This is a genomic window from Pseudomonas guariconensis, from assembly GCF_040822035.1.
Taxonomy (GTDB): domain Bacteria; phylum Pseudomonadota; class Gammaproteobacteria; order Pseudomonadales; family Pseudomonadaceae; genus Aquipseudomonas; species Aquipseudomonas guariconensis.
Genome location: NZ_CP162012.1, coordinates 4,228,472 through 4,252,058 on the forward strand (window position 1 = coordinate 4,228,472; position 23,587 = coordinate 4,252,058).

The following is a 23,587-nucleotide window of genomic DNA, read 5'->3' on the forward strand; positions in this document are numbered from 1 at the left end:
AAAAGGGCAGCCGAAGCTGCCCTTTCCTATGCAGTGCGCAGATTATTCCGCCAACTTGAAGGTAATGAAGCTGGCTCGGCCCTGACGCAGCACGCGCATCGACACCGAACGATTCTTCGGCAGATCCTTGGCAATTTCGGTGAACTGCTTGGCCGAAGCGATCGCCTGGTTGTTCAGGTGACTGATGACATCGCCAGGACGCAGGCCAATCAACGCCGCCGGACCATCCTGGACCTCCTTGATGACCACGCCGCCCTTGAGTTCCAGGGACTTTTTCTGCTCGGCGGTCAGGTCGGCCACGGAAACGCCCAGACGGTTGCTGTTGCGTTCTGCGCCGGCTCCAGCGCCGGTACCGATGTCCGCATCGTCCTCGGGCAGCGCGCCGATGGTGATATCCAGATTCTGGCGCTTGCCGTTGCGGATGATCTCCAAACGAGCCTTGGCGCCGTCCTTGAGGCTGCCGACCAAGTGCGGCAGGTCGGCCGACATGATGATCGGCTGGCCATTCATGCTCAGAATCACGTCCCCTACCTGCAAGCCACCCTTGGCTGCCGGACCGTCCTCTAGCACTTGGGCGACCAAGGCACCGGCTGGCTTGTCCAGACCGAAGGATTCAGCCAGGTCCTTGTTGACCTCCTGGATCACCACGCCAAGCCAGCCACGACTGACCTTGCCGTCCTTCTTCAGCTGATTGGAAACATCCAGCGCCACATCGATCGGGATAGCGAACGACAGCCCCATGAAGCCACCGGAACGGGTGAAAATCTGCGAGTTGATGCCCACCACCTCGCCATTCATGTTGAATAGCGGGCCACCGGAGTTACCCGGGTTGATCGCCACGTCGGTCTGGATGAACGGGACATAAGTGTCGTTGGGCAGGGTCCGCCCCTTGGCGCTCACGATGCCCTTGGTCACCGAATGGTCGAAGCCGAACGGCGAGCCGATCGCCAGCACCCACTCACCGACCTTGAGCTTTTCGGAGTCGCCGAGCTTGACGGTCGGCAGGTTCTTGCCTTCGACCTTGAGCAAGGCCACGTCTGTGCGCGGATCGGTACCGACCAGCTTGGCCTGCAGCTCGCTGCGGTCGGACAGACGCACGATGATCTCATCGGCATCGGCGACCACATGGTTGTTGGTCAGCACATAGCCATCGCTGGAGATGATGAAGCCCGAACCGAGCGACTGGGCTTCTCGTTGACGGTCACCACGGGGCGAGCGCGGCACTTGCGGCATGTTGCGCTCGAAGAACTCGCGGAACATCGGCGGCAGGCCTTCCAGGTCCGGCATCTGCCCGGCGGCGACACGGCGGTCCGGCAGCTTCTGCTTGGTACTGATGTTCACCACAGCAGGCGAGGCCTGCTCGACCAGGGTGGTGAAGTCCGGCAGGGCTTCCTCGGCCTGGGCGGTGAGCACCTGGCCAAGCATCAGCACGGCGGCGAACATCGATAGGTAGGATTTCAAGCGTGGTATTGACATACGGCTCCCGTCACAACGAGCGTAGTTAACAAAGTGAGGCCTTTGCACAAGCAAGAAAGGCCAGACCCCGAGAAGCCTGACCTATAGAAAATTTACGAAGGGATTGCAAATGACAATGCTTTAATTTCATGTCAGAAGCATGCCCTACGAGATGTAGGAAGGCGCGCTATCACTGACGCGCCTGGGCATCCTGGGCCCGCATGGACAGGGCGACACGCTCGGCGGTTCCCAAGGGAATCTCGCCAACCACAGTGACCATGACCTTGCCCTTGGGCGTGTTGAGACGACGCGACACGGCGACGGTAGGCCCTAACTGCGCACGGGTATCCGGTCCGGCATCATCGCTCACCGGCTCCAGGAACACCGAGAAGCGTGCCAAGCCATCGTCATACATGAGGCTGCTGACCATGCTGTCACGCACCGGGTCCCGGCGCACGGAGCTGTTGATCAATTCGAAGCCCGGCGGCAACCAGTCCGAACGCCAGGCAGAGGCAGCGTCGGAATGCGCGGCTGCGACGTGCTCGACCGGCTTGCACGAAGAACTGGCGCGCAGGTCGTCATCGCTGGGTAGATCGTCGGTATCCAGGCGGGTCATCTGGAAGCGCTCGAGCAGCTGGCCCTTGTCGTTGATCATCAACGAGCGCAAGGGCAGTCCAGTGCGGCGATCCAAATGCAGTTCGAAAGCGTAGCGATGCTGGTCTCGCGGCGTGAGCGTCACGATCACGGCATCGCGCCCGGCAACCCGGGACTTGCCTGCGACGCTCAGGTCGTACCAGCTCATCAGTTTCAGAGGATCGAGCACACGGGGCGCGGAGTCCGGCGGGGTTCCTACGCGGCTAACCAGGGAGCCGCTGACGCACTGGACCTTGCCATCGACCCGCACGATTTCCTGGGTCGCCCCATCGAGCTGCAACAAACGCTCGCTGACCTTGCCGTCCTGGACGCGGTGCCAGATATCGTGTGAGGAGAAGCTGCCATTACGTTCGTAGACGAAGGAACCCTGGTAACTCTGTTCTCGCTCGGCCTGTGCCAGCTTGTTCAGCCACTCGCTCGCCTCGGGCGAGGAGTTGGCCGCCAAGGCCGGCACCATCATGCAACTGCCAAGCAGAAGCGTCAGGAGAGGTAGCGCGCGCATGATCCTCCTTACTTAACGGTTTTCCAGGCTGGCGGCGCGTGCATAGGGCAGAGCGGTCTCAGTACCCTTGAGCGCAGATTCCTGGGCATGCTGGCGCAGATACCCTGGCAGACGCTGATCCCAGCCGGCCTGGTTCTGCAGCACGCCGTTGGCCATCGGCCCGGTCGGTTGCTCACTGCTCTCACTATAGCCTGCCAAAACGGCGGGGCCCTGTGCTTGTGGCACGCTCAGCCCTTGCTGGACAGGCTGCTGGGCAGCGAGCTCGGCACCGGTGATTTCGTCCTGGTTGTACAGGCGCACGCCAGCCAGCACGGCAACGGTCACCGAGGCGGCTACAGCCAGGCGACCAATGGTGCGCCATGGGCCTTGCTTGACCTTGGCAGGCACGGCTTCGTCGGCCAGCGCTGCGGATACCGCCGAGGCGATATCGAGCTTGGGCAGTACCAGCTCGTTGTGCATCGCTGCGCGCGCCACTTGGTAGCGGGACCAGGTGGCACGGGTTTCAGGATCGTCGACCGCGTTCAACACGCGACGCAGTTCAAGTTCGTCCGCTTCGTTATCCATCACCGCGGACAGCGATTCCTGCAAAGCTTCACGACTCATGGCGGTTCCTCTCTTGGCTGTCGCCGCTGTCTCAGGTTTCCTGCAACAAAGGCTGCAGGGCTTTATCAATGGCCTCCCGAGCGCGGAAAATTCGAGAGCGCACGGTACCTACCGGACATTGCATGACACTGGCAATGTCTTCGTAACTCAGTCCGTCGAACTCACGTAGGGTCAATGCCGTGCGCAGGTCCTCGGGCAGTTGCTGGATGGTGCGATGGACGGTGCCTTCGATTTCATCCCTCAACAACGCGCGCTCTGGAGACTCGAGATCCTTGAGGCCATGATCGCCGTCGTAAAACTCCGCATCCTCGGAGCTCACATCACTGTCTGGTGGCCGTCTTCCGCGGGACACCAGGTAGTTCTTCGCCGTGTTAATGGCGATGCGGTACAGCCAGGTATAGAAAGCGCTGTCACCGCGAAAATTTCCTAGCGCCCGGTAGGCCTTGATGAAAGCCTCCTGCGCCACATCCTGGGCCTCGTGGGTGTCGTGTACGAACCGCACGATCAACCCGAGAATCTTGTGCTGATACTTCAGCACCAACAGATCGAACGCTCGCCTGTCGCCGCGCTGCACGCGCTCGACAAGCTGCTGATCCTCTTCCTGGGTTAGCATGAACACTCCTCAGTGGTCTCGAAGGAGCGTTGCAACAGCCATCGTTCAGGCTTGCAACCATAGACTCGGCCTTTGCGCAAAAGTTCTCCCCTCCAAGCAAGTTTCCTGCGGCCCTTGGTCGGCTCGCACGAAAGACGCAGCGCGGTCACGGCCGGCTGCGTCGATAATCTGATTTCGAATACGCAGGTGTCAGCCCCGAAAGAGCTACCGCCATGCGTCGCCGTGGCATTTGGTGGCGTGCGGGCAGCCTTCTTAGGATTTCCACCGGTATCGGAAAGTTCCCATAAAGATCGCGACGCCGGTGCAGATGCCATTGGAAATCAGACACCTGTGACTGCTATAAAGGCAGCCGGACAGGCTTAACGATAGTTTCACAATGCCATCTGCGCATGACTATTGTGCCGCTCCCCTTCCCAAGATTACTAGTGTCAAGACATGAGCCAACAATTCCAACACGATGTCCTGGTGATCGGCAGCGGCGCCGCTGGCCTCAGCCTGGCACTGAACCTTCCCAGCCGCTTGCGCATCGCCGTGCTGAGCAAGGGCGACCTGGCCAATGGTTCGACCTTCTGGGCCCAGGGCGGCGTAGCCGCGGTCCTGGACAACACCGATACCGTCCAGTCCCATGTCGAGGACACGCTCAATGCCGGCGGCGGCCTCTGCCATGAAGATGCCGTGCGCTTCACCGTCGAGCACAGCCGCGAAGCCATCGAGTGGTTGATCGAACAAGGGGTGCCCTTCACTCGCGACGAGCATTACAGCGTCGATGACGGCGGCTTCGAGTTCCATCTGACCCGTGAAGGAGGTCACAGCCACCGACGCATCATTCATGCCGCCGACGCAACGGGCGCCGCGATTTTCACCACTTTGCTGAACCAAGCACGCCAACGGCCGAACATCGAGCTGCTGGAACAGCGCGTCGCGGTCGACCTGATCACCGAGCGTCGTCTGGGCCTGCCAGGCGAACGTTGCCTGGGCGCCTATGTACTGGACCGCAATACCGGCGAAGTCGACACCTTCGGTGCGCGCTTCACCGTGCTGGCCACCGGCGGTGCGGCCAAGGTCTACCTCTATACCAGCAATCCCGACGGTGCCTGCGGAGATGGCATCGCCATGGCCTGGCGCGCCGGCTGTCGGGTGGCCAACCTGGAATTCAACCAGTTCCACCCCACCTGCCTGTACCACCCGCAGGCCAAGAGCTTCCTGATCACAGAGGCCCTGCGCGGCGAAGGCGCCCTGCTGCGCCTGCCCAATGGCGAACGCTTCATGCCGCGCTTCGACCCCCGCGAGGAGCTCGCGCCCCGAGATATCGTCGCCCGCGCCATCGACCACGAAATGAAGCGTTTGGGCGTTGATTGTGTCTATCTGGACATCAGCCACAAGCCAGCCGACTTCATCAAGAATCACTTCCCTACGGTCTATGAACGCTGCCTGGCCTTCGGTATCGACATCACCCGCCAGGCGATTCCGGTGGTCCCGGCCGCCCATTACACCTGCGGCGGCGTGATGGTCGATGATCGCGGCCATACCGATGTCCCCGGCCTGTACGCCATTGGCGAAACCAGCTTCACTGGCCTGCACGGGGCCAACCGCATGGCCAGCAATTCGTTGCTCGAATGCTTCGTCTATGGCCGTGCCGCTGCCGCCGACATCGAGGCGCACCTTGATGAAGTGCAGGCTCCGACCGCCCTACCCTGCTGGGACGCAAGCCAGGTTACCGACTCGGACGAGGACGTGATCATTGCGCACAACTGGGACGAACTGCGGCGCTTCATGTGGGACTACGTAGGTATCGTGCGCACCAGCAAACGCCTGCAACGAGCCGAGCATCGGGTGCGCCTGCTGCTCGACGAGATCGACGAGTTCTACAGCAACTACAAGGTCAGCCGCGACCTGATCGAACTGCGTAACCTGGCCCAGGTCGCCGAGCTGATGATCCGCTCAGCCATGCAGCGTAAGGAAAGCCGCGGGCTGCATTACACACTGGACTATCCGGGAATGCTGCCCGAGGCCAAGGACACCATCCTCAGTCCGGTCTGAACTGACGCGTTCGCGGTTCGACCCGCTCCCACAGAACCCTGCGAGCCCTGTGGGAGCGGGTTATTGCACTGAAACCTCGGCCCAGCGCCTGCGGCTGAACTTCAACCTCACGCGCAAACGCCGATGCTGATCCGCATCCAGGGCATCGCGCGGTACGCACTGGCTCTCGCCAAACCAGCGTCCCGATCTGACAAAGCGCAGCACAACCAGACCTGGCATCGCCACGCTATCCCGACACAACCTCACCTGCTGCCATCCTCTGGCACGGCTGAACAGCCGCCAGCCGGTTCGATCACGGCGCAGGCCAGTGATGGCCTCGGGATGGGTCAGCAAGATACGACGGGGGATGGCCCAGCAGGCGTGGGCAAGGCAAGCAAGGACGAGGGGAACGCTCAACCACCAGGGCTGCGCGCTCAGGACCATGGCCCAGAGTGCGAGCACCTGGCAGGTCAGGTAGGCCGCCAGCAGCAGGCGCGAGCCTTGCCAGCGGCACTCGAAATGCTCACTTGGGCTGGACACGGTCCAGGATGATGCGAACCATGCGTTGCAGCTCAGGGTCGTCGGACTCGGTGCGCTCCATGAACCAGCCGAACATGTCCTGGTCTTCGCAGGTCAGCAGGCGACGGTACAGCTCGCGGTCCGCTTCGCTCAGGGTGGGGTAGACCTCCTGGGTGAATGGCACCAGCAGTACGTCCAGTTCCAGCATGCCGCGGCGGCTGTGCCAGAAAAGCCGGTTGAGTTCAGTTTGTTCGACCATGGGGCCCTCCTCGAATGGGTCGCCAGTATACAGCGGGGCGCTCGCGGGGGCACAAGGCGTTGGTCTAGTCACCTACCTATTTTGTTACCGGCGTTCTATGATGGCCGCCAGTCTCAAGCAACCGCGATGACCCATGGCCGATTCCGCTTTCTTCTGTCCCCTGTCCCACGAGGGCATCCTCGCCGTCCGCGGCTCCGATGCCGGCAAGTTCCTGCAAGGCCAGCTGACCTGCAACATCAACTACCTGAGCCAAGAGCACGCGAGCCTCGGCGCCCGGTGCATGGTCAAGGGCCGCATGCAGTCGAGCTTCCGCATTCTCCCCGAGGGCAACGGTTACTTGCTGGCCATGGCCAGCGAGCTGCTCGACGCGCAACTGGCCGACCTCAAGAAGTACGCTGTCTTCTCCAAGGCTACCTTGACCGATGAGAGCGCCGCGTGGGTCCGCTTCGGCCTGACGCAAGGCGATGCCGCGCTAAACGCGCTGGGCTTGGCCACGCCGACCGAAGCTGGCGCCACGGTACGCCACGACGGCCTGATCGCCATTGGCGTCAGCACCGGCCGTGTGGAGCTCTGGGCGCCCGCCGCGCAAGCAGACACCGTGCGCCAGACCCTCGCCACTCACCTGACCGAAGGCAGCCTCAACGACTGGCTGTTGGGCCAGATCCGTGCCGGCATCGGCCAGGTCATGGGCCCCACCCGTGAACTGTTCATCCCGCAGATGATCAATCTGCAGGCGGTCGATGGGGTGAGCTTCAAGAAAGGCTGCTACACCGGCCAAGAGATCGTCGCGCGTATGCAGTACCTGGGTAAGCTCAAGCGCCGACAGTACCGCTTGGCCCTGGCCCAGCGGGACGTGCCCGCCCCTGGTGCCGAGATCTTCTCGCCCACCCACGGTTCGTCGGTGGGCGAAGTGGTCATCGCCGCCAGTACCGGTGACGGCTGCGAACTGCTCGCCGTGCTCAGTGCCGAAGCCGTGGCAGACGACAACCTGCACCTGGCTAGCCTCGAAGGCCCGCGCCTGACACTGCTGGACCTGCCCTATGAACTGGACCGCGACCGGGAAATCCTTCGCTGACCAGCCTGCCCCGCTGCCCTGCGGGGTCGCACCACCACTGCGGTAGAGAAGTTAGATGAACAAGCTGGCCGAGACGGTTCAAGCACAATTGCTCGCAGCCATCGACAAGGACGACCTGGTCCTGCCGACCCTTCCGGAGGTTGCCTTGAGCATCCGCGAGGCGGCGGAGGACAGCGAGATCAGCGTCGCCGCCTTGAGCAAGGTGATCGGCCGCGACGCCGCCCTCTCGGCGCGCCTGATCAAGGTGGTCAACAGCCCGCTGCTGCGTGCGGCAGTGGAGGTCACCGACCTGCACACCGCCATCACTCGCCTGGGTATCAACTACAGCTGCAACTTGGCGATCGGCCTGGTAATCGAGCAGATCTTCCACGCCCGCTCACCGGCCGTCGAACAAAAACTGCGCGATATTTGGGCCAACAGCCTTGAAGTCGCGGGTATCAGCTATGAACTCTGCCGCCGCTACACCCAGCTCAAGCCTGACCAGGCCACCCTAGGGGGCTTGGTCTACCAAATCGGCGCCCTGCCAGTTCTGATCTACGCCGAGGAGCACAACGAGCTGCTTTCGGACCCTGTGTGCCTGCACTATGTGATCGAGCAGATCCAGCCGGTGCTGGGCGACAAAATTCTCAAGGCCTGGGAGTTTCCCGAGCAGTTGGTCAACCTGCCCAGCCAAGTGCAGGACCTGGATCGACGCACCGAGAGCATCGACTACATCGACATCGTGCAGATCGCCCGTCACCTCAGCCATCGGACCCGCAGCCGGCCCCTGGCGGCCTTGCCTGCCTACCAGCATCTCGGACTCCCTTACGGGACCGAGTTGGATGTCGCCGACCTGCTCGATGCCCGCAGCATGCTGCGCTAAGCAAGACATCCGCTCCACAAGGATCACCGCCAACCCCGTGGTAGCGGGTTTACCCGAGAATAGGCCAGCGCAGATAACCCAGGACAGTTGCTCTCCAAGCCCCGGGAAGCCGCTCAATCGGCGATAAAACTCACCCGCACGCGCAACCCGCCCTTTTCGCCATCATGCAGGCTGATCTGCGCCAGGTGCGCGCGGCAGATTTCGCCGACGATCGCCAGCCCCAGGCCTGTGCCCTGGGCGCTGCGTCGATAGAAGCGCTCGAACACGCGCTCGCGGTCAGACTCGGGAATACCCGGCCCGTCATCCTCCACTTCCAGCATGGCCGGGGCCATCACGCGCAGGATCACGTTGCCACCCTTGGGCGTATGGGCCAGGGCATTGTCCACCAGGTTGCTGAGCAGCTCATTGAGCAAAGTCGGCTCGCCTTTGAGCCATACCGGCGCCTCGGCTTCCAGCGCCAGGGCCACGCCCCGGGCATGGGCCAGAGGCGCCATGGCCATGCCGAGCTCACGCGTCAATTGGCACAGGTCCAGACGCTGGGCACCCCCTTCGGCAATCGCCCGGGCCCCATTTTCCACCCGCGCCAGGGACAACAACTGATTGGCCAGGTGAGTCAGACGGTCAGTACCCTGGGTGGCGGCTTCGAGGGTTTGTCGCCACTGCTCCGGCTCCTGGGAGCGCAAGCCCAGCTCAAGCCGCGCCTTGAGGGCGGCCAACGGCGTGCGCAACTCATGGGCGGCGTCGGCGATGAATTGTGCCTGACGCTCGAACTGACCACGCAGCCGCTCGGTGAAATGGTTCAAGGCGTGCACCAAGGGCCCGAGCTCTCGCTGCACCTGAACCACCGGCAAGGACCGCAAGTCATCAGGTTGGCGCTCTTCGACCGCCGTACGCAGCCGCTCCAGCGGCCGCAGTGCTGCGCTCACGGCGAACCAGACCATCATGAGCGCCCCCAGCGCCAGCATGCCCAGACGCAGCAAGGTATCGGCCATCAGGCCCCGGGCCATGCGCACCCGTGCCTCCTCGGTCTCGGCCACGCGGATCTCGGCCATGCCGTTCATGTTCGGTTCGCTGACTGGCTTGAGCAAGCTGACCACGCGTACATCCTGGCCCTGGTAGGTGGCGTTGTAGAAACGCGCCAAGGCCGGATAGTCGTCGGTACGCGGGGTGCCCGGCGGCGGAGGCGGGAGGTTCTCGTAGCCGGAAATCAGCCGCTGATGAATATCCAGCACTTGGTAGTAGATACGTCCGGCGCTGTCGTAGGCAAAGGTGTCCAGGGCCACGTAGGGCACATCCGCGCTCAGGGTCCCGTCGCGCTGCGACAGGCCTGCGGCAATGGTCCGTGCCGAAGCCAGCAACGTGCGATCGTAAGCGGTGTCGGCGGCCTCGCGGCCGTTCCAGTAGGCGCTCAGGCCGCTGGCGAGCATCAGCACCACCAACAGCAGCGCCAAATTGCCCAGCAAACGCCCACGCAGGCTGCCGTTGTCACGCATCGCGGTGCTCGAGCAAATAACCCAGGCCGCGGAACGTGACGATAGCCACTGGATGGCCATCGAGCTTCTTGCGTAGCCGATGGATGTAGATCTCGATGGCATCGGGGCTGGCCTCTTCGTCCAGGCCAAATACCTGGGCCGCCAGTTGCTCCTTGCTCATCACTCGGCCCGGGCGGGCGATCAGGGCTTCGAGCACGCTTTGTTCGCGCTGGGTCAGGGTCAGAGCTTCTTCACCCAGGGTGAAGCGGCGGGTATCCAAATCGTAGACCAGCGGCCCGCAGCGCTGCTGACGCTCGCCACCGAGCACGCTACGGCGCAGCAGTGCCTTGACTCGCGCTTCCAGTTCGGTCAGTTCGAAGGGTTTGGCCAGGTAGTCATCGGCGCCCAGGTTCAGGCCATGTACCCGATCCTTGACATCGCTGCGCGCGGTGAGCATCAGCACCGGCAGCGTCTTGCCACGGCCACGCAGGCGCGCCAGCACTTCGAAGCCGTCCATGCGCGGCAGGCCGACATCGAGGACTGCCACCGCATAGTCCTCGCTGGCCAGGGCCAGGTCGGCGGCCACGCCATCGTGCAGCACATCCACGGTCAGACCTTGGCTTTTAAGGGCCAGGGCCACGCTTTCGGCCAGTTGCAGGTGGTCTTCGACCAGCAACACTCGCATCGGATTCTCCCTGCTCGGGTGGGGCTTTGGCGCGGAGTGTACCGCCGTCGGGGGGCCTGTGAAGCCCTCCCGGCAAACCTTTCACTCTGAAAGGTTAGCGAAAGGTTCATTACCTAGCATCGCACCACGGTCGCCCCGCGCGCCGAAAAAAAGCACCAGCAAGGTGCGCCCGATAAGAACAATAAACGGAGTCTCCCGACGATGCTGTCCATGCAGCCGCAGGCGTTCGCGCCTACCCGTTCCCTGTCCGCACGCCCGTCCGCCATCGCCAGCGCCCTTGCGCTAGCCGGTGTCGCCCCGCTGAGCCAGGCCGCTTTTTTCGAAGACAGCACGGCCACCTTCGAAACCCGCAACATGTACTTCAACCGTGACTTTCGCGATGGCACCAGCAGCCAGCAATCCAAGCGCGACGAATGGGCCCAGGGCTTCATGCTCAATTTCGAGTCCGGCTACACCGACGGCACCGTAGGGTTCGGCCTGGACGCGCTGGGCATGCTCGGCATCAAGCTCGACTCCAGCCCAGACCGCACCGACACAGGCCTGCTGCCGACCCATGATGACGGTAAGGCCGCCGACGAATACTCCAAGCTCGGCCTGACCGGCAAGATCAAGGTCTCCAACACCGAGCTCAAGGTCGGCACACTCATCCCAGAACTGCCGACCCTGCAGCCCAACGACGGGCGCATCCTGCCGCAGACCTTCGAGGGCGGCCTGCTCACCTCCAAGGAGCTCAAGGGCCTGACGTTCACCGGCGGGCGCCTGGAAAAAGCCAAGGACCGCAACGACACCAACTGGGAAGACCTCGCCCTCAACAACAAGAATGGCCGTTTCGGCGGCACTTTCAGCGCCGACAACTTCGACCTGGCCGGGCTGGATTACCAGTTCACCGATCGCATCACCGGCAGCTACCACTTCGCCGAACTCGACGACATCTACCGTCAGCATTTCATCGGCATGGTCGCTACCCAGCCCTGGGGCCCGGGCACCTTCGGTGCCGACCTGCGCCTGGCAGTGAGCGACGATGCAGGTCAGGCCAAGGCCGGCAACATCGACAACACCACCGTCAACGGCATGCTCAGCTATGCCCTTGGCGGTCACAAGGTCAGCGCCGCCTACCAGCACCTGTCGGGCGACAGCGCCTTCCCCTACGTCGATGGCGCCGACCCGTACCTGGTCAACTTCGTCCAGATCAACGACTTCGCCGGCGCCGACGAGCGCTCCTGGCAAGCACGCTACGACTACAACTTCGCTGCCCTGGGCATCCCCGGGCTGACCTTCATGACCCGCTATATCAGCGGCGACAACGTCAGCCGCGCCGACGGTGGCGAGGGCAAGGAGTGGGAGCGCAACACCGAGTTCAAGTACGTGGTACAAAGCGGCCCGTTGAAGGACGTCGCCGTTCGCCTGCGCAACGCCACCTTCCGCTCCAACTTCGCCCGCGACGCCGACGAAGTCAGGCTGCTGGTGAGCTACAGCGTGGCTCTGTGGTAACCCATAACAACAACGCTCACGGAGATAGACGATGACCTTTTCAATGCGCCGCCTCGTCCTGGCTACCGGTTGCCTGCTGCTGGCTGGCAACGCCCTGGCCGCTGAACCGAAACGCCCCGAATGCATCGCCCCCGCCTCGCCCGGTGGCGGCTTCGACCTGACCTGCAAACTGGTGCAAAGCGCCTTGGTCAACGAGAAGATCCTCTCCAAGCCCATGCGCGTGACCTACATGCCCGGCGGCGTCGGCGCGGTGGCCTACAACGCCGTGGTCGCCCAGCGCCCGGCCGATGCCGGCACTCTGGTGGCCTGGTCCAGCGGCTCCCTGCTCAACCTGGCCCAGGGCAAGTTCGGGCGCTTCGACGAGAACGCCGTGAAATGGCTGGCAGCTGTCGGCACCAGCTATGGTGCCATCGCCGTGAAGAGCGACTCGCCCTACAAGACCCTCGATGATCTGGTCGCGGCCTTGAAGAAAGACCCGAGCAAAGTCGTCATCGGCTCCGGCGGCACCGTCGGCAGCCAGGACTGGATGCAGACCGCCCTGATCGCCAAGGCCGCCGGCATCAATCCTCGCGACCTTCGCTACGTGGCCCTGGAAGGCGGCGGTGAAATCGCCACAGCGCTGCTCGGCGGGCATATTCAGGTGGGCTCCACCGACATCTCGGACTCCATGCCGCACATCCAGAGCGGTGACATGCGCATCCTCGCGGTGTTCTCCGAAACCCGCCTGGACGAGCCGGAAATGAAAGACATCCCCACCGCCAAGGAACAAGGCTACGACATCGTCTGGCCAGTAGTACGCGGCTTCTACCTAGGGCCAAAGGTCAGCGACGAGGACTACGCCTGGTGGAAAGCCTCCTTCGACAAGCTGCTGGCCTCCGAGGACTTCGCCAAGCTGCGTGACCAGCGTGAGCTATTCCCGTTCGCCATGACCGGGCAGGAGCTGGACACCTACGTGAAGAAGCAGGTCGCCGACTACAAGGCCCTGGCCCGGGAATTCGGCCTGGTCCAGTAGATCGAGCTGCAACGCCGCTCCCCTTTAGGGGGCGGGTTTACCCGCGAAACGGACACCGCCGACGCGTGGCCTGGGCTGCGCCCTGGGTCGAAGGTAAACCCGCTCCCAAAGGGTCGGCGCCGTACCGAACAATTCCGAGGATTCCCTCATGATCCTGCAACGCATTTTTGCCCTGGCTCTGCTGGCGGTATGCGCCGCCCTGGCCGTGATGGCCTGGCCGTACCAGGCTGCGTTTTCCTACGAGCCTGTAGGTCCACGGGCCTATCCCTTGCTGATGCTCGGCCTGATGGGCGTGGCTCTGCTCTACCTGGCCGTTCGCCCAACGCCCATCGTGCGCAAGGACGACGAACCGCCACTGGACCGTGAAACCCTGGTCAAGATCAGCGGCTGTGTGGGCCTGCTGATCGTCTTCGCGAGCACCTTCGAGTCGCTCGGTTTCATCCTCAGCGCCGTACTCGTCGGCGTACCCATGGCACGCCTGTATGGCGGGCGCTGGCTGCACAGTCTGATCGTGGTGGGCGCCATGAGCCTGCTGCTCTACTGGCTGTTCGACCGCGTGATGGATGTACCTCTGCCCCTCGGCCTGCTGGATGTACTGGAGAACTGACACATGGATACCTTGAGCTATCTGGGCCAGGGCTTCGGCGTCGCCCTGAGCCCGTACAACCTGGTCACCGCCCTGACCGGCACCCTCATCGGCACCGTGGTCGGCCTGCTGCCGGGCCTTGGGCCGATCAATGGTGTGGCACTGCTGATCCCCATCGCCTTTGCCCTGGGCCTGCCACCTGAATCGGCGCTGATCCTGCTGGCCGCGGTCTACCTCGGCTGCGAGTATGGCGGAAGGATCAGCTCGATCCTGCTGAACATTCCCGGCGAAGCCTCCACCGTGATGACCACCCTTGACGGCTACCCCATGGCCCGCCAAGGCCTGGCCGGCGTCGCTCTGTCGCTGTCGGCGTGGAGCTCGTTCATCGGCGCCTTCATCGCCACCTGCGGCATGGTGCTATTCGCTCCGCTGCTGGCGAAATGGGCGATCGCCTTCGGGCCCGCCGAATACTTCGTGTTGATGGTGTTCGCCATCGTCGCCCTGGGCGGCATGGCCGGCGACAAACCACTTAAGACTTTCATCGCCGCGCTGATCGGCCTGTTCCTGTCCAGCGTCGGCATCGACGCCAACAGCGGCGTGTACCGCTTTACCGGCGACAGCGTGCACCTGGCCGATGGCATCCAGTTCGTGGTGCTGGTACTGGGTCTGTTCTCCATCAGCGAGATCTTGCTGTTGCTGGAAAAGACCCACCATGGCCACGAAGCGGTGAAGGCCACTGGGCGCATGCTGTTCAACCTCAAGGAAGCCGCTTCGGTGTTCATCGTCAACCTGCGCTGCGGCCTGCTGGGCTTCGTCATGGGCGTACTGCCCGGCGCCGGCGCGACCCTGGCCAGTGCCGTGGCCTACATGACCGAGAAACGCATCGCTGGCGACAAGGGCAAGTTCGGCAAGGGCGACGCGCGCGGCCTGGCCGCTCCGGAAACCGCCATCGGCGCCTCCTGCTGCGGCGCCCTGGTGCCGATGCTGACCCTGGGCGTGCCGGGTTCCGGCACCACCGCGGTGATGATCGGTGCACTGACCCTGTACAACATCACCCCAGGCCCGCTGCTGTTCGAACAGCAACCTGACATTGTCTGGGGGCTGATCGCCTCGCTGTTCATCGCCAACATCATGCTGGTGATCCTGAACATTCCGATGATCCGCATCTTCACCCGCATCCTCGCCGTGCCGAATTGGGCGCTGGTGCCGGTGATCGCGATCATCACCGGGATCGGCGTGTACGCCGTGCATGCGACCACCTTCGATCTGTTCCTGATGGTCGGCATCGGCATCATGGGCTACATCCTGCGCAAGCTGGACTTCCCGCTGTCGCCGATTCTGCTCGGCTTCATCCTGGGCGGGCTGATGGAGCAGAACCTGCGCCGCGCACTATCGATCTCCAACGGCGAGCTGGGCATCCTCTGGTCGAGCCCGATCAGCATGTCGGTGTGGGTGCTGACCTTCTGCATGCTGACCCTGCCGTTGCTGCGCAGCTGGCGTAAACGTAGCCTGCAGCGTCGGGCGATGGCCGATGCCTGATCGGTCACCGCCGTTCTGGGCTACCGGGCTGGTCGGTCTTGCTGGCGGGTTTCTCGCCAGCAAGGTCGGCTGGCCTTTGCCGTGGATGGTCGGCTCGTTGTTGGCAATCATCCTGGTGCGCTGCCTGACACCCTGGCAGCTGTCGGAAATCCCCAATGGCCGCAAGTGCGGGCAGTGGATCATCGGCATCGGTATCGGCCTGCACTTCACCCCAGCGGTCATCGAGCAAGTGGCCAGCCACTTTGGTCTGATCTTCTTCGGGGCACTGTTCACCACGTTGTCAGCAGTGATCAGCGTCTGGCTGCTCAGGCGTACCGGTGAAGACCGCGCCACGGCGTTCTTCGCCAGCATGCCGGGGGGCTCGGGTGAGATGGTCAACCTGGGCGCACGCAACGGTGCGGTGCTCAGCCAGGTGGCCGCAGCCCAGAGCCTGCGGGTGTTGGCAGTGGTGCTGTGCGTGCCGGCGCTGTTCAAGTTCTTGCTCGGCGATGGCGTGCCGCTGACCCACGCAGGCAGCGTCAGTTGGGGCTGGCTGACCCTGATCGCGCCGTTTGGTGTGTTGGCCGCGTTGATCTGGCAGCGCCTGCGCCAGCCCAACCCGTGGCTGTTCGGTCCGCTGTTGATTGCCGCCTGCGTGAGCCTGGCGGGGAACCTGCAGATCGCCCTGCCGCCCGGCGCCAGCCAGATCGGACAGTGGCTGATCGGCAGTGGCCTGGCCTGCCACTTCAACCGGGCGTTCTTTCGCCGGGCGCCGTCCTTCCTGGGGCGGACCTTGCTGGCGACCTTCCTGTGCATGTTGATCGCCGCCAGCGCGGCCTGGGTGTTGAGTGTGATGACCCAACTGGACCTGCGCTCGCTGACCCTGGGAATGATGCCTGGCGGTATCGCCGAAATGAGCCTGACGGCCGAGACCTTGCAGCTGTCGGTACCGTTGGTGACGGCACTGCAGGTGATGAGGTTGCTGTTCGTGCTGTTTCTGGCCGAGCCGTTGTTCCGGCGCTGGAACACGAACCGACCGTGACGGCGTGCAGTTTTCTTCGCGGGTAAACCCGCTCCCACAAGGCTTATCGCCGCCCCTGTGGGAGCGTTCCCGCGAAGAAGGCCACACGTTTTTTCAGAGCGGCGGCAACGACCAGTTGATCGGCGCCAGCCCACGCTGCTCGAGGAAGCTGTTGGTGCGGCTGAAATGCCCGCATCCGAAGAAGCCCCGATACGCCGACAGCGGCGACGGGTGCACCGACTTGAGTACCAGGTGCCGAGTGCCGTCGATCAGCTTCTGCTTGCTCTGGGCATGCGAGCCCCACAGCAGGAACACCACGTTTTCGCACTGCTCGCTGACCACCTGGATGACCCGATCGGTGAATGGCTGCCAGCCCGCGTTGGCGTGGGAGGCCGCGTTGCCGCGTTGCACGGTCATGGTGGTGTTGAGCAGCAACACCCCCTGCTCCGCCCAGCTTTGCAGGTAACCATGGTTGGGAATCGGCAAGTTGAGGTCGCGGTGCAGCTCTTTGTAGATGTTCACCAGCGACGGCGGCGTCGGCACGCCAGGCTGCACCGAGAAGCACAGGCCATGGGCCTGGCCTGGCCCGTGGTACGGGTCCTGGCCGAGGATCACCACCTTCACCTTGTCCAGCGGCGTGGAATTGAGCGCGTTGAAGATCAGCGGCCCCGGCGGGTAGATCTCCTTGCCCGCCGCATATTCCTCGCGCAGGAACTCGCGCAGCTTGTGCATGTAGGGTTGGTCGAACTCGGCGCGCAACGCGGCCTTCCAGCCGGGTTCGAGTTTGATGCGATCGTCGTCAGTCATGGGGCCATCCGTAAACAATGGCGCGACACTAGGTAAGCCGCCCGGCCTTGTCAATCGATCCGACCGACGACCGCCATGATCGTCTGTGGGGTCCATACTTGTGCGATGACTACACGAGGTCGCCCATGTCCATTCAATGCGAGGTACTCACAGGCGCCGATGGCGCGCGCATCGGCATCGCCACCCTGGATGCGCCCAAGGCGCTCAATGCCCTGAACCTGCCTATGATCGAGGTCCTCGATGAGCGCCTGCGCGCCTGGGCCAACGATCCGGGCATCGTCTGCGTGCTGCTGCGCGGCAGCGGGCCCAAGGCGTTCTGTGCAGGCGGCGATGTACGTGCGCTGGTCCAGGCCTGCCGCGACCACCCCGGTAGCGTCCCGCCCCTGGCCGCCACCTTCTTCGCCGCCGAGTACCGGCTCGATTATCGCCTGCACACCTATCCCAAGCCCTTGCTGTGCTGGGGGCATGGCCACGTGCTCGGCGGGGGGATGGGCCTTCTGCAGGCCGCGGGCATCCGCATCGTCACTCCCAGCTGCCGGCTGGCCATGCCGGAAATCAGCATCGGGCTGTATCCGGACGTCGGCGCCAGCTGGTTCCTTTCCCGCCTGCCCGGCAAGCTCGGCCTGTTCCTTGGGCTGACTGGCGCGCCGATCAACGCCCGCGACGCCCTGGACCTTGGCCTGGCTGATCGCCTGCTGGGCGAGCATCAGCAAGAAGCCCTGATCGAGGAACTGCTGCAACTGAATTGGCAGGAGCAGACCGCCCTACAGCTGAACAGCCTGCTCAAGGCCGAACAGCACCGGGCCTGCGCCGACCTGCCCGAAGCCCAGTGGTTGCCGCGCCGGGCATTGATCGACGAGCTGCTCGACGTAGCCGACCCTGTTGCCGCCTGGCGGGCGTTATCCGACCTGAGCCGTCATGCCGACCCACTGCTGGCCGAGGCCGGCCGACGCTTGCACGAGGGCTGTCCGCTGACCGCGCACTTGGTGTGGGAGCAGATCCGCCGGGCCAAATACCTGTCGCTGGCCCAAGTGTTCCAGATGGAATTCACCATGAGCCTGAACTGCTGCCGTCACCCGGAGTTCAGCGAGGGCGTGCGTGCCCGTTTGCTGGACAAGGACAACCAGCCACGCTGGCACTGGCCGGACATCGCCCAGGTGCCAGCGGCGGTGGTCGAGGCGCATTTCACCAAAGTCTGGGAGGGGCGCCATCCCCTGGCTGATCTGGAATGAGCGCCGCTCCGGCAGGCAGACCGGGCTCAAGCCCGGTGATCAACGCCGCCAGTTACGACCGTCGTCCCCGTGCCTGCCATCATGACGACGATTGTTGTCGCCTCGACCATTGGAATGCCAACGGTCGTTCTGCGGCCGGCGATTGTCGTTGCGATAGTCATGACGGTCCCGGTCCCGCCCATAGTCATAGCGATGACGGTTGCCATAGTCGTTGCGCGGATTGCCATGCCATTGATTCACCTGATGCCCCGGGTAAGGCCGATAGTGGGGCGTGGGCGCCGGGCGGTAATAACGAGGTGCGGGTTGATAGTAGCGAGGCGCGCTCTGGTAGTAGCGCGGCTGGCTGATGTAGTAACGATCCTGACGATAATAGCCCGGATAATAGTCGCGGTCGCTTGAGTAGTAGTCCGAGCGGTAGTAACCCGAGCGGTAGTAACCTCCGTCCTCGTAGTAAGGGACGCAGGCGCTGGTGAGGAGTGCCAACAAGGCGATCAGCAGAATTCGTAGGTACATGGCGGCCTCCTGGACCGCGGGAGTGCCCGGCACAGCGGCGCTGGCGAGCATCGATGGCAATACGTACATCGACACCGAATAAGACCGTTGCGCCCGGGTGCAGTGCCATTTTCGCAATGAATTGAAACAGGTTGCCGACAGCCGGAAACACCCTGTCGCCATAACCGGTAGAATGCCTGCTACCTAGACGTCTGGATCCGACATGAACGACAAACAGCGCTGCCCGGCCTGTGGCGCCCTGAATCAGTGCAGCCTGGCCGACCCACGCCTCGCCCCGCAGCCCTGCTGGTGTTTCACCGTCACCATCGATCCGGCCGCGCTCAGGGCGCTGCCCGACGAATTGCGCAACAAGGCTTGCCTGTGTCCTCGATGCGCCGAGGTCGATGACCAGCTCAAGGCGGCGCAATCAGCGTCCAACCGCTAGCCCTTTTTTCGAACCGCTCAGTGCCATGCGTCTTGATCGTTTTCTCGCCAACTTGCCCTGCTACAACCGCCAGCAGGTCCGCCTGCTGCTGGTGCAACAGCGCGTGCGCGTCGATGGCATGGTTGCCACCGACCCGCGCCAGGAAGTACGCGAATTCAGCCGGGTCGAAGTGGACGAGCAAGTACTCCAAGCCGGTCGCCCGGCGCGCTACCTCATGCTGCACAAGCCCAGCGGCTGCGTCAGCGCCACCCAGGATCCACAGCACCCTACCGTGCTAGACCTGCTGCCGGCCGAACTGCGCGAAGACCTGCACATCGCTGGCCGCCTGGACTACAACACCACCGGGTTGATGATCCTGACCAACGACGGTCAATGGTCGCGGCGCCTGACCCAGCCCAAGACCAAGCTGCCGAAGATCTATCACGTCCAGACCGAAGACGAGATCGGCGAGCACTACGTGGCCAAGTTCCGCGAAGGCTTCTACTTCGCCTTCGAGGATCTCACCACCCTCCCCGCGCAACTGGACATTCTCGGACCGCGCCAGGCGCGGCTGGCAATCGTCGAAGGCCGCTATCACCAGGTAAAGCGCATGTTCGGGCACTTCGACAACAAGGTGGTGGGGCTGCACCGGGAGCGGATGGGCTACATTGGCCTGGATCCTGCTTTGGCTCCGGGTGAGTATCGTGAACTGACGGCCGAAGAGATCGCCTCGGTCTGAACCTCGAAGCCTCTGCGCAGGTGGGCCCCTGCATAGAGCGGTATAGACAGGTTCATCCCGTTGTTTTTCTCGTGCCATCCCCCTGAACGGCACTTGCGAGATCGCCACCCTGCTGCTTGAATCAAACTCGTCGGTCCGCATGTGACTTATCGGTCACGATTGCAGTCCAAGACGCCTTTTGCCGGTCACCCAGGGTCTCGATGCCCTGGGGCACGGCAAACCGCCCACCTAGAACAAATACCGTCGACGACCGTGCCATGGATCGACACAAGGGCCCCCGGTTTCTCTTCCAGGCGTATGCCTACCTGTCATAAACAACGTGCACCCTAGGTCACGCGAATACCCTTTTTGCGCCAGGAGTCGATGACATGAGGCCAGAAATCGCTGTGCTTGATATCCAAGGTCAGTATCGGGTTTACACGGAGTTCTATCGCGCGGAAGCAGCAGAGAAGACGATCATCCTGATCAACGGATCGCTGGCCACAACGGCCTCTTTCGCCCAGACGGTGCGCAGCCTGCACCCGCATTTCAACGTTGTGTTGTACGACCAGCCCTATGCTGGCAAGTCCAAGCCGCACAACCATCAGGAACGGCTGATCACCAAGGAGACCGAGGCGCACATTCTCCTGGAGATGATCGAGCACTTCCAGGCCGACCATGTGATGTCGTTCTCCTGGGGCGGTGCCTGTGCCCTGCTGGCGCTGGCGCACCAGCCGAGCCGGGTGAAGAAGGCCGTGGTCAGTTCGTTCTCGCCGATCATCAACGAGCCAATGCGCGACTACCTGGCGCGCGGTTGCCAGTACCTGGCCGCCTGCGACCGCTACCAGGTGGGCAACCTGGTCAACGACACCATCGGCAAGTACCTGCCGTCGCTGTTCAAGCGCTTCAACTACCGCCATGTGAGCAGCCTGGACAGCCATGAGTACGCGCAAATGCACTTCCACATCAACCAGGTGCTGGATCATGATCTGGAGCGAGCCCTGAAATCGGCGCGCAACATCGACATCCCGGTGCTGTTCATCAATGGCGACCGTGACGAGTACACCACCGTCGAGGATGCGCGGCATTTCAGCCAGCACGTGGTCCAAAGCCATTTCAGCGTCATCCGCGATGCCGGTCACTTCCTGGATATCGAGCACAAGAGCGCGTGCGAGGACACCCGCGCCGCGATGCTTGGCTTCCTCAACCCGACGCTGCGCCAACCCCGTCAACGCAGTCACTACGTACAGGGGCAGCATGCACTGGCTATCTGAGTGGTTCGGCGACGTCTAGCCCTTGTAGTGCCCCGGGCTACACGTCGCCGACAGGCCTTTTTGCACGGCCGGGCTTCTCATGACTGGCGTGTTCTGGTAAAAATGTCGGCTTCTGAAGCGGGTATAGTTGAATGGTACAACTATAGCTTCCCAAGCTATCGGTGAGGGTTCGATTCCCTCTACCCGCTCCACTTTCCTCCAGGCGCAGCCCGCGCCGATCCAGCCTTAATCAATACAAGCCCCCATCGCCTATCGCGAGGCGCGCCTGTTCGTATCTACGTAGTCCTGGACAATCCAAAGGCCGCTATCCATCGCAGGCTCCGACAGCTTCCGGGATTGTGAACCTCCCTTTCGCTGCCCAATCTCCGCTGTTCTTGACCTAGCCCATAGCCATCATCGACCCGATCAGCTTGAATGCTGTCCGTGGGCTCGCAAGCGAAGCGGCCTCAGGACACTTATGCTGATCAGCACCCCGAAACATTTCCCAGGATGCGTGCATGTTTCTCTCCCGCTGGCTACCGGGCCTGGCCAATCTGCTGCACTACCGCCGCGAGTGGTTCCACGCTGACCTTCAGGCCGGCCTTTCGGTGGCCGCGATCCAGATCCCCATTGCCATCGCCTACGCCCAGATCGTCGGCCTGCCACCCCAGTACGGGCTATACGCCTGCGTGCTGCCGATGATCGTCTATGCCCTGGTCGGCAGCTCCCGCCAACTCATGGTCGGCCCGGACGCCGCTACTTGCGCCATGATCGCAGGCGCCGTCGCCCCACTGGCGATGGGCGATCCGCACCGCATCGCCGAGCTTTCGGTGATCGTCACGGTGCTGGTCGGCATGATGCTGATCGCCGCCGGCGTCGCGCGGGCGGGCTTCATCGCCAGCTTCTTCTCGCGTCCCATCCTGATCGGCTATCTCAACGGTATCGGCCTGAGTCTGATCGCCGGGCAGATGAGCAAGGTGGTGGGGTTCAAGATCGAAGGCGACGGTTTCATCCTTAGCCTGATCAACTTTCTCCAGCGCCTGGGCGAGATCCACTGGCTGACCCTGGCCATCGGCCTGGTCGGCCTGGGCCTGCTGGTCTGGCTGCCGCGACGCTACCCCCGCTTGCCGGCAGCGCTGGTGACCGTGGCGGTATTCACGTTGCTGGCCGGCCTGTTCGGCCTCGACCGCTTCGGCGTCGCCATTCTCGGCCCGGTGCCAGCGGGCATTCCGGAGCTGGCATGGCCGCAAAGCACCCTGGCGGAAACCAAAAGCCTGTTGCGCGATGCCCTGGGCATCGCCACCGTCAGTTTCTGCAGCGCGATGCTCACCGCTCGCAGCTTCGCCGCCCGCCACGGCTATGCGATCAATGCCAACCACGAGTTCGTTGCCCTCGGCGTGAGCAACCTGGCGGCGGGGATGTCCCAGGGCTTTGCCATCAGCGGCGCCGACTCGCGCACGGCGGTCAACGACATGGTCGGAGGCAAGAGCCAACTGGTCGGCATCATCGCCGCGCTGGTGATCGCCTTGATTCTGCTGTTCTTCACCGCCCCCATGGCGTGGATTCCCCAGGCGGCGCTGGGCGCCGTCTTGTTGATGGCCGGCTGGGGGCTGATCGATGTGAAGTCCCTGAGCAAGATCCACAAGCTCAGCCGCTTCGAATTCTGGCTGTGCCTGCTCACCACCGCCGGCGTCCTCAGTCTGGGTGTGCTGCCTGGGATCATCTTCGCCGTGACCCTGGCGATCCTGCGCCTGCTGTACAGCATCTATCAGCCCACCGACGCCGTCCTTGGCTGGCTGCCCGGCGTCGAGGGCCAGGTCGACGTTCGCCATCACCCCGAAGCGCGGACGGTGCCGGGCCTTGTGGTGTATCGCTTCGACGACGCGATCCTGTTTTTCAACGCCGACTACTTCAAGATGCGCCTGCTCGATGCCGTCCAAGGTGAGAGCAAGCCCCAGGCCGTACTGTTCGACGCCGAGGCGGTGACCAGCATCGACGTCAGCGGCGTCGCCGCCCTGCGCGAAGTGCGCGACACCCTCGCCGCCCAAGGTATCTACTTCGCCATCGCCCGCGCCCGTGGCAACTTCCTGCGCATGCTGGTGCGCTCAGGCATGGCGCGGGAAATGGAAGAAAAGCTGCTGTTCGGCTCGGTGCGTGCAGGAATTCGGGCGTATCGGGTGTGGCGCAACCGCACACGCCGACATCCGGTACTCGAACCGTAAGCAGTCCGTGGCCCGGTCACGAGCAGGCACGCGCTGGGGAGGCCTGGCCTAGGCAAGCGCGGTGCGCGTCCCGCATCAAGGCTGCGGCATGCT

At 63.3% G+C, this 23,587-nt stretch carries 23 protein-coding genes and 1 tRNA gene; 14 read left to right on the forward strand and 10 right to left on the reverse strand.

Annotation, left to right across the window (positions count from 1 at the left end):
• Positions 1-42: 42 nt before the first annotated feature.
• The 4 genes from AB1N67_RS19570 to rpoE form a co-directional block, all read right to left on the reverse strand.
• Positions 43-1,476, reverse strand: coding sequence for a DegQ family serine endoprotease (locus tag AB1N67_RS19570; RefSeq protein ID WP_043206468.1), 1,434 nt, complete (start codon positions 1,474-1,476; stop codon positions 43-45).
• Positions 1,477-1,645: 169 nt separating this feature from the next.
• Positions 1,646-2,611: a MucB/RseB C-terminal domain-containing protein gene (locus AB1N67_RS19575; protein WP_043206467.1), complete on the reverse strand. Its 966-nt coding sequence runs from the start codon at positions 2,609-2,611 to the stop codon at positions 1,646-1,648.
• A 12-nt stretch (positions 2,612-2,623) separates the two neighbouring features.
• Entirely contained in the window at positions 2,624-3,214 is a 591-nt protein-coding gene (locus AB1N67_RS19580; RefSeq protein WP_043206465.1) for a sigma-E factor negative regulatory protein, read from the reverse strand.
• A 31-nt stretch (positions 3,215-3,245) separates the two neighbouring features.
• Positions 3,246-3,827 (reverse strand): RNA polymerase sigma factor RpoE, encoded by a 582-nt coding sequence (gene rpoE, locus AB1N67_RS19585; RefSeq protein WP_010220971.1) that lies wholly within the window; start codon positions 3,825-3,827, stop codon positions 3,246-3,248.
• A 435-nt stretch (positions 3,828-4,262) separates the two neighbouring features.
• On the opposite strand from rpoE, the gene nadB reads away from it, so the two are divergent.
• Positions 4,263-5,867, forward strand: a complete 1,605-nt coding sequence (nadB, locus tag AB1N67_RS19590) for an L-aspartate oxidase (protein ID WP_102081812.1) — start codon at positions 4,263-4,265, stop codon at positions 5,865-5,867.
• Between the two features lie 60 nt (positions 5,868-5,927).
• Here nadB and AB1N67_RS19595 read toward each other — a convergent pair whose 3' ends face one another.
• On the reverse strand, positions 5,928-6,386 hold the full coding sequence (locus AB1N67_RS19595; protein WP_102081811.1) for a protein YgfX: 459 nt from the start codon (positions 6,384-6,386) through the stop codon (positions 5,928-5,930).
• Complete coding sequence (locus AB1N67_RS19600) at positions 6,370-6,624, reverse strand: succinate dehydrogenase assembly factor 2 (RefSeq protein WP_043206462.1); 255 nt, start codon at positions 6,622-6,624, stop codon at positions 6,370-6,372. The genes AB1N67_RS19595 and AB1N67_RS19600 overlap by 17 nt, the downstream gene beginning before the upstream one ends.
• Positions 6,625-6,757: 133 nt before the next feature.
• On the opposite strand from AB1N67_RS19600, the gene AB1N67_RS19605 reads away from it, so the two are divergent.
• Both AB1N67_RS19605 and AB1N67_RS19610 read left to right on the forward strand, forming a co-directional pair.
• Positions 6,758-7,699, forward strand: coding sequence for a folate-binding protein YgfZ (locus AB1N67_RS19605; protein ID WP_043206461.1), 942 nt, complete (start codon positions 6,758-6,760; stop codon positions 7,697-7,699).
• A gap of 55 nt (positions 7,700-7,754) precedes the next feature.
• Positions 7,755-8,561 (forward strand): HDOD domain-containing protein, encoded by an 807-nt coding sequence (locus AB1N67_RS19610; protein WP_043206460.1) that lies wholly within the window; start codon positions 7,755-7,757, stop codon positions 8,559-8,561.
• A gap of 113 nt (positions 8,562-8,674) precedes the next feature.
• Here AB1N67_RS19610 and AB1N67_RS19615 read toward each other — a convergent pair whose 3' ends face one another.
• Positions 8,675-10,054 carry a sensor histidine kinase gene (locus tag AB1N67_RS19615; RefSeq protein WP_043206459.1) on the reverse strand — a complete coding sequence of 460 codons (1,380 nt, stop codon included), beginning with the start codon at positions 10,052-10,054 and terminating at the stop codon, positions 8,675-8,677.
• Positions 10,047-10,718, reverse strand: a complete 672-nt coding sequence (locus AB1N67_RS19620) for a response regulator (protein ID WP_043206458.1) — start codon at positions 10,716-10,718, stop codon at positions 10,047-10,049. Before AB1N67_RS19620 ends, AB1N67_RS19615 begins: the two co-directional genes overlap by 8 nt.
• A gap of 201 nt (positions 10,719-10,919) precedes the next feature.
• Between AB1N67_RS19620 and AB1N67_RS19625 the strand changes: the two genes are divergently transcribed.
• The 5 genes from AB1N67_RS19625 (at position 10,920) to AB1N67_RS19645 (ending at position 16,367) form a co-directional block, all read left to right on the forward strand.
• Complete coding sequence (locus tag AB1N67_RS19625) at positions 10,920-12,209, forward strand: OprD family porin (protein WP_043206457.1); 1,290 nt, start codon at positions 10,920-10,922, stop codon at positions 12,207-12,209.
• Positions 12,210-12,240: 31 nt separating this feature from the next.
• Complete coding sequence (locus AB1N67_RS19630) at positions 12,241-13,221, forward strand: tripartite tricarboxylate transporter substrate binding protein (RefSeq protein ID WP_070574884.1); 981 nt, start codon at positions 12,241-12,243, stop codon at positions 13,219-13,221.
• Between the two features lie 148 nt (positions 13,222-13,369).
• Complete coding sequence (locus tag AB1N67_RS19635) at positions 13,370-13,828, forward strand: tripartite tricarboxylate transporter TctB family protein (protein WP_043206454.1); 459 nt, start codon at positions 13,370-13,372, stop codon at positions 13,826-13,828.
• A gap of 3 nt (positions 13,829-13,831) precedes the next feature.
• Positions 13,832-15,346 carry a tripartite tricarboxylate transporter permease gene (locus tag AB1N67_RS19640; protein WP_043206453.1) on the forward strand — a complete coding sequence of 505 codons (1,515 nt, stop codon included), beginning with the start codon at positions 13,832-13,834 and terminating at the stop codon, positions 15,344-15,346.
• Positions 15,339-16,367: an AbrB family transcriptional regulator gene (locus AB1N67_RS19645; protein WP_070574875.1), complete on the forward strand. Its 1,029-nt coding sequence runs from the start codon at positions 15,339-15,341 to the stop codon at positions 16,365-16,367. The genes AB1N67_RS19640 and AB1N67_RS19645 overlap by 8 nt, the downstream gene beginning before the upstream one ends.
• 93 nt (positions 16,368-16,460) lie before the next feature.
• On the opposite strand, the gene ung is transcribed toward AB1N67_RS19645, so the two are convergent.
• Entirely contained in the window at positions 16,461-17,153 is a 693-nt protein-coding gene (gene ung / locus AB1N67_RS19650; protein WP_043206451.1) for a uracil-DNA glycosylase, read from the reverse strand.
• 125 nt (positions 17,154-17,278) lie between these two features.
• Between ung and AB1N67_RS19655 the strand changes: the two genes are divergently transcribed.
• Positions 17,279-18,385 carry an enoyl-CoA hydratase/isomerase family protein gene (locus AB1N67_RS19655; protein ID WP_102081810.1) on the forward strand — a complete coding sequence of 369 codons (1,107 nt, stop codon included), beginning with the start codon at positions 17,279-17,281 and terminating at the stop codon, positions 18,383-18,385.
• A 39-nt stretch (positions 18,386-18,424) separates the two neighbouring features.
• On the opposite strand, the gene AB1N67_RS19660 is transcribed toward AB1N67_RS19655, so the two are convergent.
• The gene (locus AB1N67_RS19660) at positions 18,425-18,898 is read right to left on the reverse strand and encodes a hypothetical protein (RefSeq protein ID WP_090344996.1); all 474 of its coding nucleotides are present in this window, start codon (positions 18,896-18,898) and stop codon (positions 18,425-18,427) included.
• A 202-nt stretch (positions 18,899-19,100) separates the two neighbouring features.
• Between AB1N67_RS19660 and AB1N67_RS19665 the strand changes: the two genes are divergently transcribed.
• From AB1N67_RS19665 to AB1N67_RS19685, 5 genes are all read left to right on the forward strand, one after another.
• On the forward strand, positions 19,101-19,322 hold the full coding sequence (locus tag AB1N67_RS19665) for a cysteine-rich CWC family protein (protein WP_102081809.1): 222 nt from the start codon (positions 19,101-19,103) through the stop codon (positions 19,320-19,322).
• A gap of 25 nt (positions 19,323-19,347) precedes the next feature.
• The gene (locus AB1N67_RS19670; protein ID WP_102081808.1) at positions 19,348-20,040 is read left to right on the forward strand and encodes a pseudouridine synthase; all 693 of its coding nucleotides are present in this window, start codon (positions 19,348-19,350) and stop codon (positions 20,038-20,040) included.
• A gap of 368 nt (positions 20,041-20,408) precedes the next feature.
• Entirely contained in the window at positions 20,409-21,293 is an 885-nt protein-coding gene (locus AB1N67_RS19675) for an alpha/beta fold hydrolase (protein WP_102081807.1), read from the forward strand.
• A gap of 117 nt (positions 21,294-21,410) precedes the next feature.
• Positions 21,411-21,484, forward strand: a tRNA-Gly gene (locus AB1N67_RS19680).
• 306 nt (positions 21,485-21,790) lie between these two features.
• On the forward strand, positions 21,791-23,494 hold the full coding sequence (locus AB1N67_RS19685; RefSeq protein WP_102081806.1) for a SulP family inorganic anion transporter: 1,704 nt from the start codon (positions 21,791-21,793) through the stop codon (positions 23,492-23,494).
• The last annotated feature ends 93 nt before the right edge of the window (positions 23,495-23,587 follow it).

Excerpts from the sequence above, each read along its gene's own strand:
- AB1N67_RS19570 (WP_043206468.1), bottom strand. The coding sequence starts at position 1,476 with ATGTCAATACCACGCTTGAAATCCTACCTATCGATGTTCGCCGCCGTG.
- AB1N67_RS19575 (WP_043206467.1), bottom strand. The coding sequence starts at position 2,611 with ATGCGCGCGCTACCTCTCCTGACGCTTCTGCTTGGCAGTTGCATGATG.
- AB1N67_RS19580 (WP_043206465.1), bottom strand. The coding sequence starts at position 3,214 with ATGAGTCGTGAAGCTTTGCAGGAATCGCTGTCCGCGGTGATGGATAAC.
- rpoE (WP_010220971.1), bottom strand. The coding sequence starts at position 3,827 with ATGCTAACCCAGGAAGAGGATCAGCAGCTTGTCGAGCGCGTGCAGCGC.
- nadB (WP_102081812.1), top strand. The coding sequence starts at position 4,263 with ATGAGCCAACAATTCCAACACGATGTCCTGGTGATCGGCAGCGGCGCC.
- AB1N67_RS19600 (WP_043206462.1), bottom strand. The coding sequence starts at position 6,624 with ATGGTCGAACAAACTGAACTCAACCGGCTTTTCTGGCACAGCCGCCGC.
- AB1N67_RS19605 (WP_043206461.1), top strand. The coding sequence starts at position 6,758 with ATGGCCGATTCCGCTTTCTTCTGTCCCCTGTCCCACGAGGGCATCCTC.
- AB1N67_RS19610 (WP_043206460.1), top strand. The coding sequence starts at position 7,755 with ATGAACAAGCTGGCCGAGACGGTTCAAGCACAATTGCTCGCAGCCATC.
- AB1N67_RS19615 (WP_043206459.1), bottom strand. The coding sequence starts at position 10,054 with ATGCGTGACAACGGCAGCCTGCGTGGGCGTTTGCTGGGCAATTTGGCG.
- AB1N67_RS19620 (WP_043206458.1), bottom strand. The coding sequence starts at position 10,718 with ATGCGAGTGTTGCTGGTCGAAGACCACCTGCAACTGGCCGAAAGCGTG.
- AB1N67_RS19625 (WP_043206457.1), top strand. The coding sequence starts at position 10,920 with ATGCTGTCCATGCAGCCGCAGGCGTTCGCGCCTACCCGTTCCCTGTCC.
- AB1N67_RS19630 (WP_070574884.1), top strand. The coding sequence starts at position 12,241 with ATGACCTTTTCAATGCGCCGCCTCGTCCTGGCTACCGGTTGCCTGCTG.
- AB1N67_RS19635 (WP_043206454.1), top strand. The coding sequence starts at position 13,370 with ATGATCCTGCAACGCATTTTTGCCCTGGCTCTGCTGGCGGTATGCGCC.
- AB1N67_RS19640 (WP_043206453.1), top strand. The coding sequence starts at position 13,832 with ATGGATACCTTGAGCTATCTGGGCCAGGGCTTCGGCGTCGCCCTGAGC.
- AB1N67_RS19645 (WP_070574875.1), top strand. The coding sequence starts at position 15,339 with ATGCCTGATCGGTCACCGCCGTTCTGGGCTACCGGGCTGGTCGGTCTT.
- ung (WP_043206451.1), bottom strand. The coding sequence starts at position 17,153 with ATGACTGACGACGATCGCATCAAACTCGAACCCGGCTGGAAGGCCGCG.
- AB1N67_RS19655 (WP_102081810.1), top strand. The coding sequence starts at position 17,279 with ATGTCCATTCAATGCGAGGTACTCACAGGCGCCGATGGCGCGCGCATC.
- AB1N67_RS19660 (WP_090344996.1), bottom strand. The coding sequence starts at position 18,898 with ATGTACCTACGAATTCTGCTGATCGCCTTGTTGGCACTCCTCACCAGC.
- AB1N67_RS19665 (WP_102081809.1), top strand. The coding sequence starts at position 19,101 with ATGAACGACAAACAGCGCTGCCCGGCCTGTGGCGCCCTGAATCAGTGC.
- AB1N67_RS19670 (WP_102081808.1), top strand. The coding sequence starts at position 19,348 with ATGCGTCTTGATCGTTTTCTCGCCAACTTGCCCTGCTACAACCGCCAG.
- AB1N67_RS19675 (WP_102081807.1), top strand. The coding sequence starts at position 20,409 with ATGAGGCCAGAAATCGCTGTGCTTGATATCCAAGGTCAGTATCGGGTT.
- AB1N67_RS19685 (WP_102081806.1), top strand. The coding sequence starts at position 21,791 with ATGTTTCTCTCCCGCTGGCTACCGGGCCTGGCCAATCTGCTGCACTAC.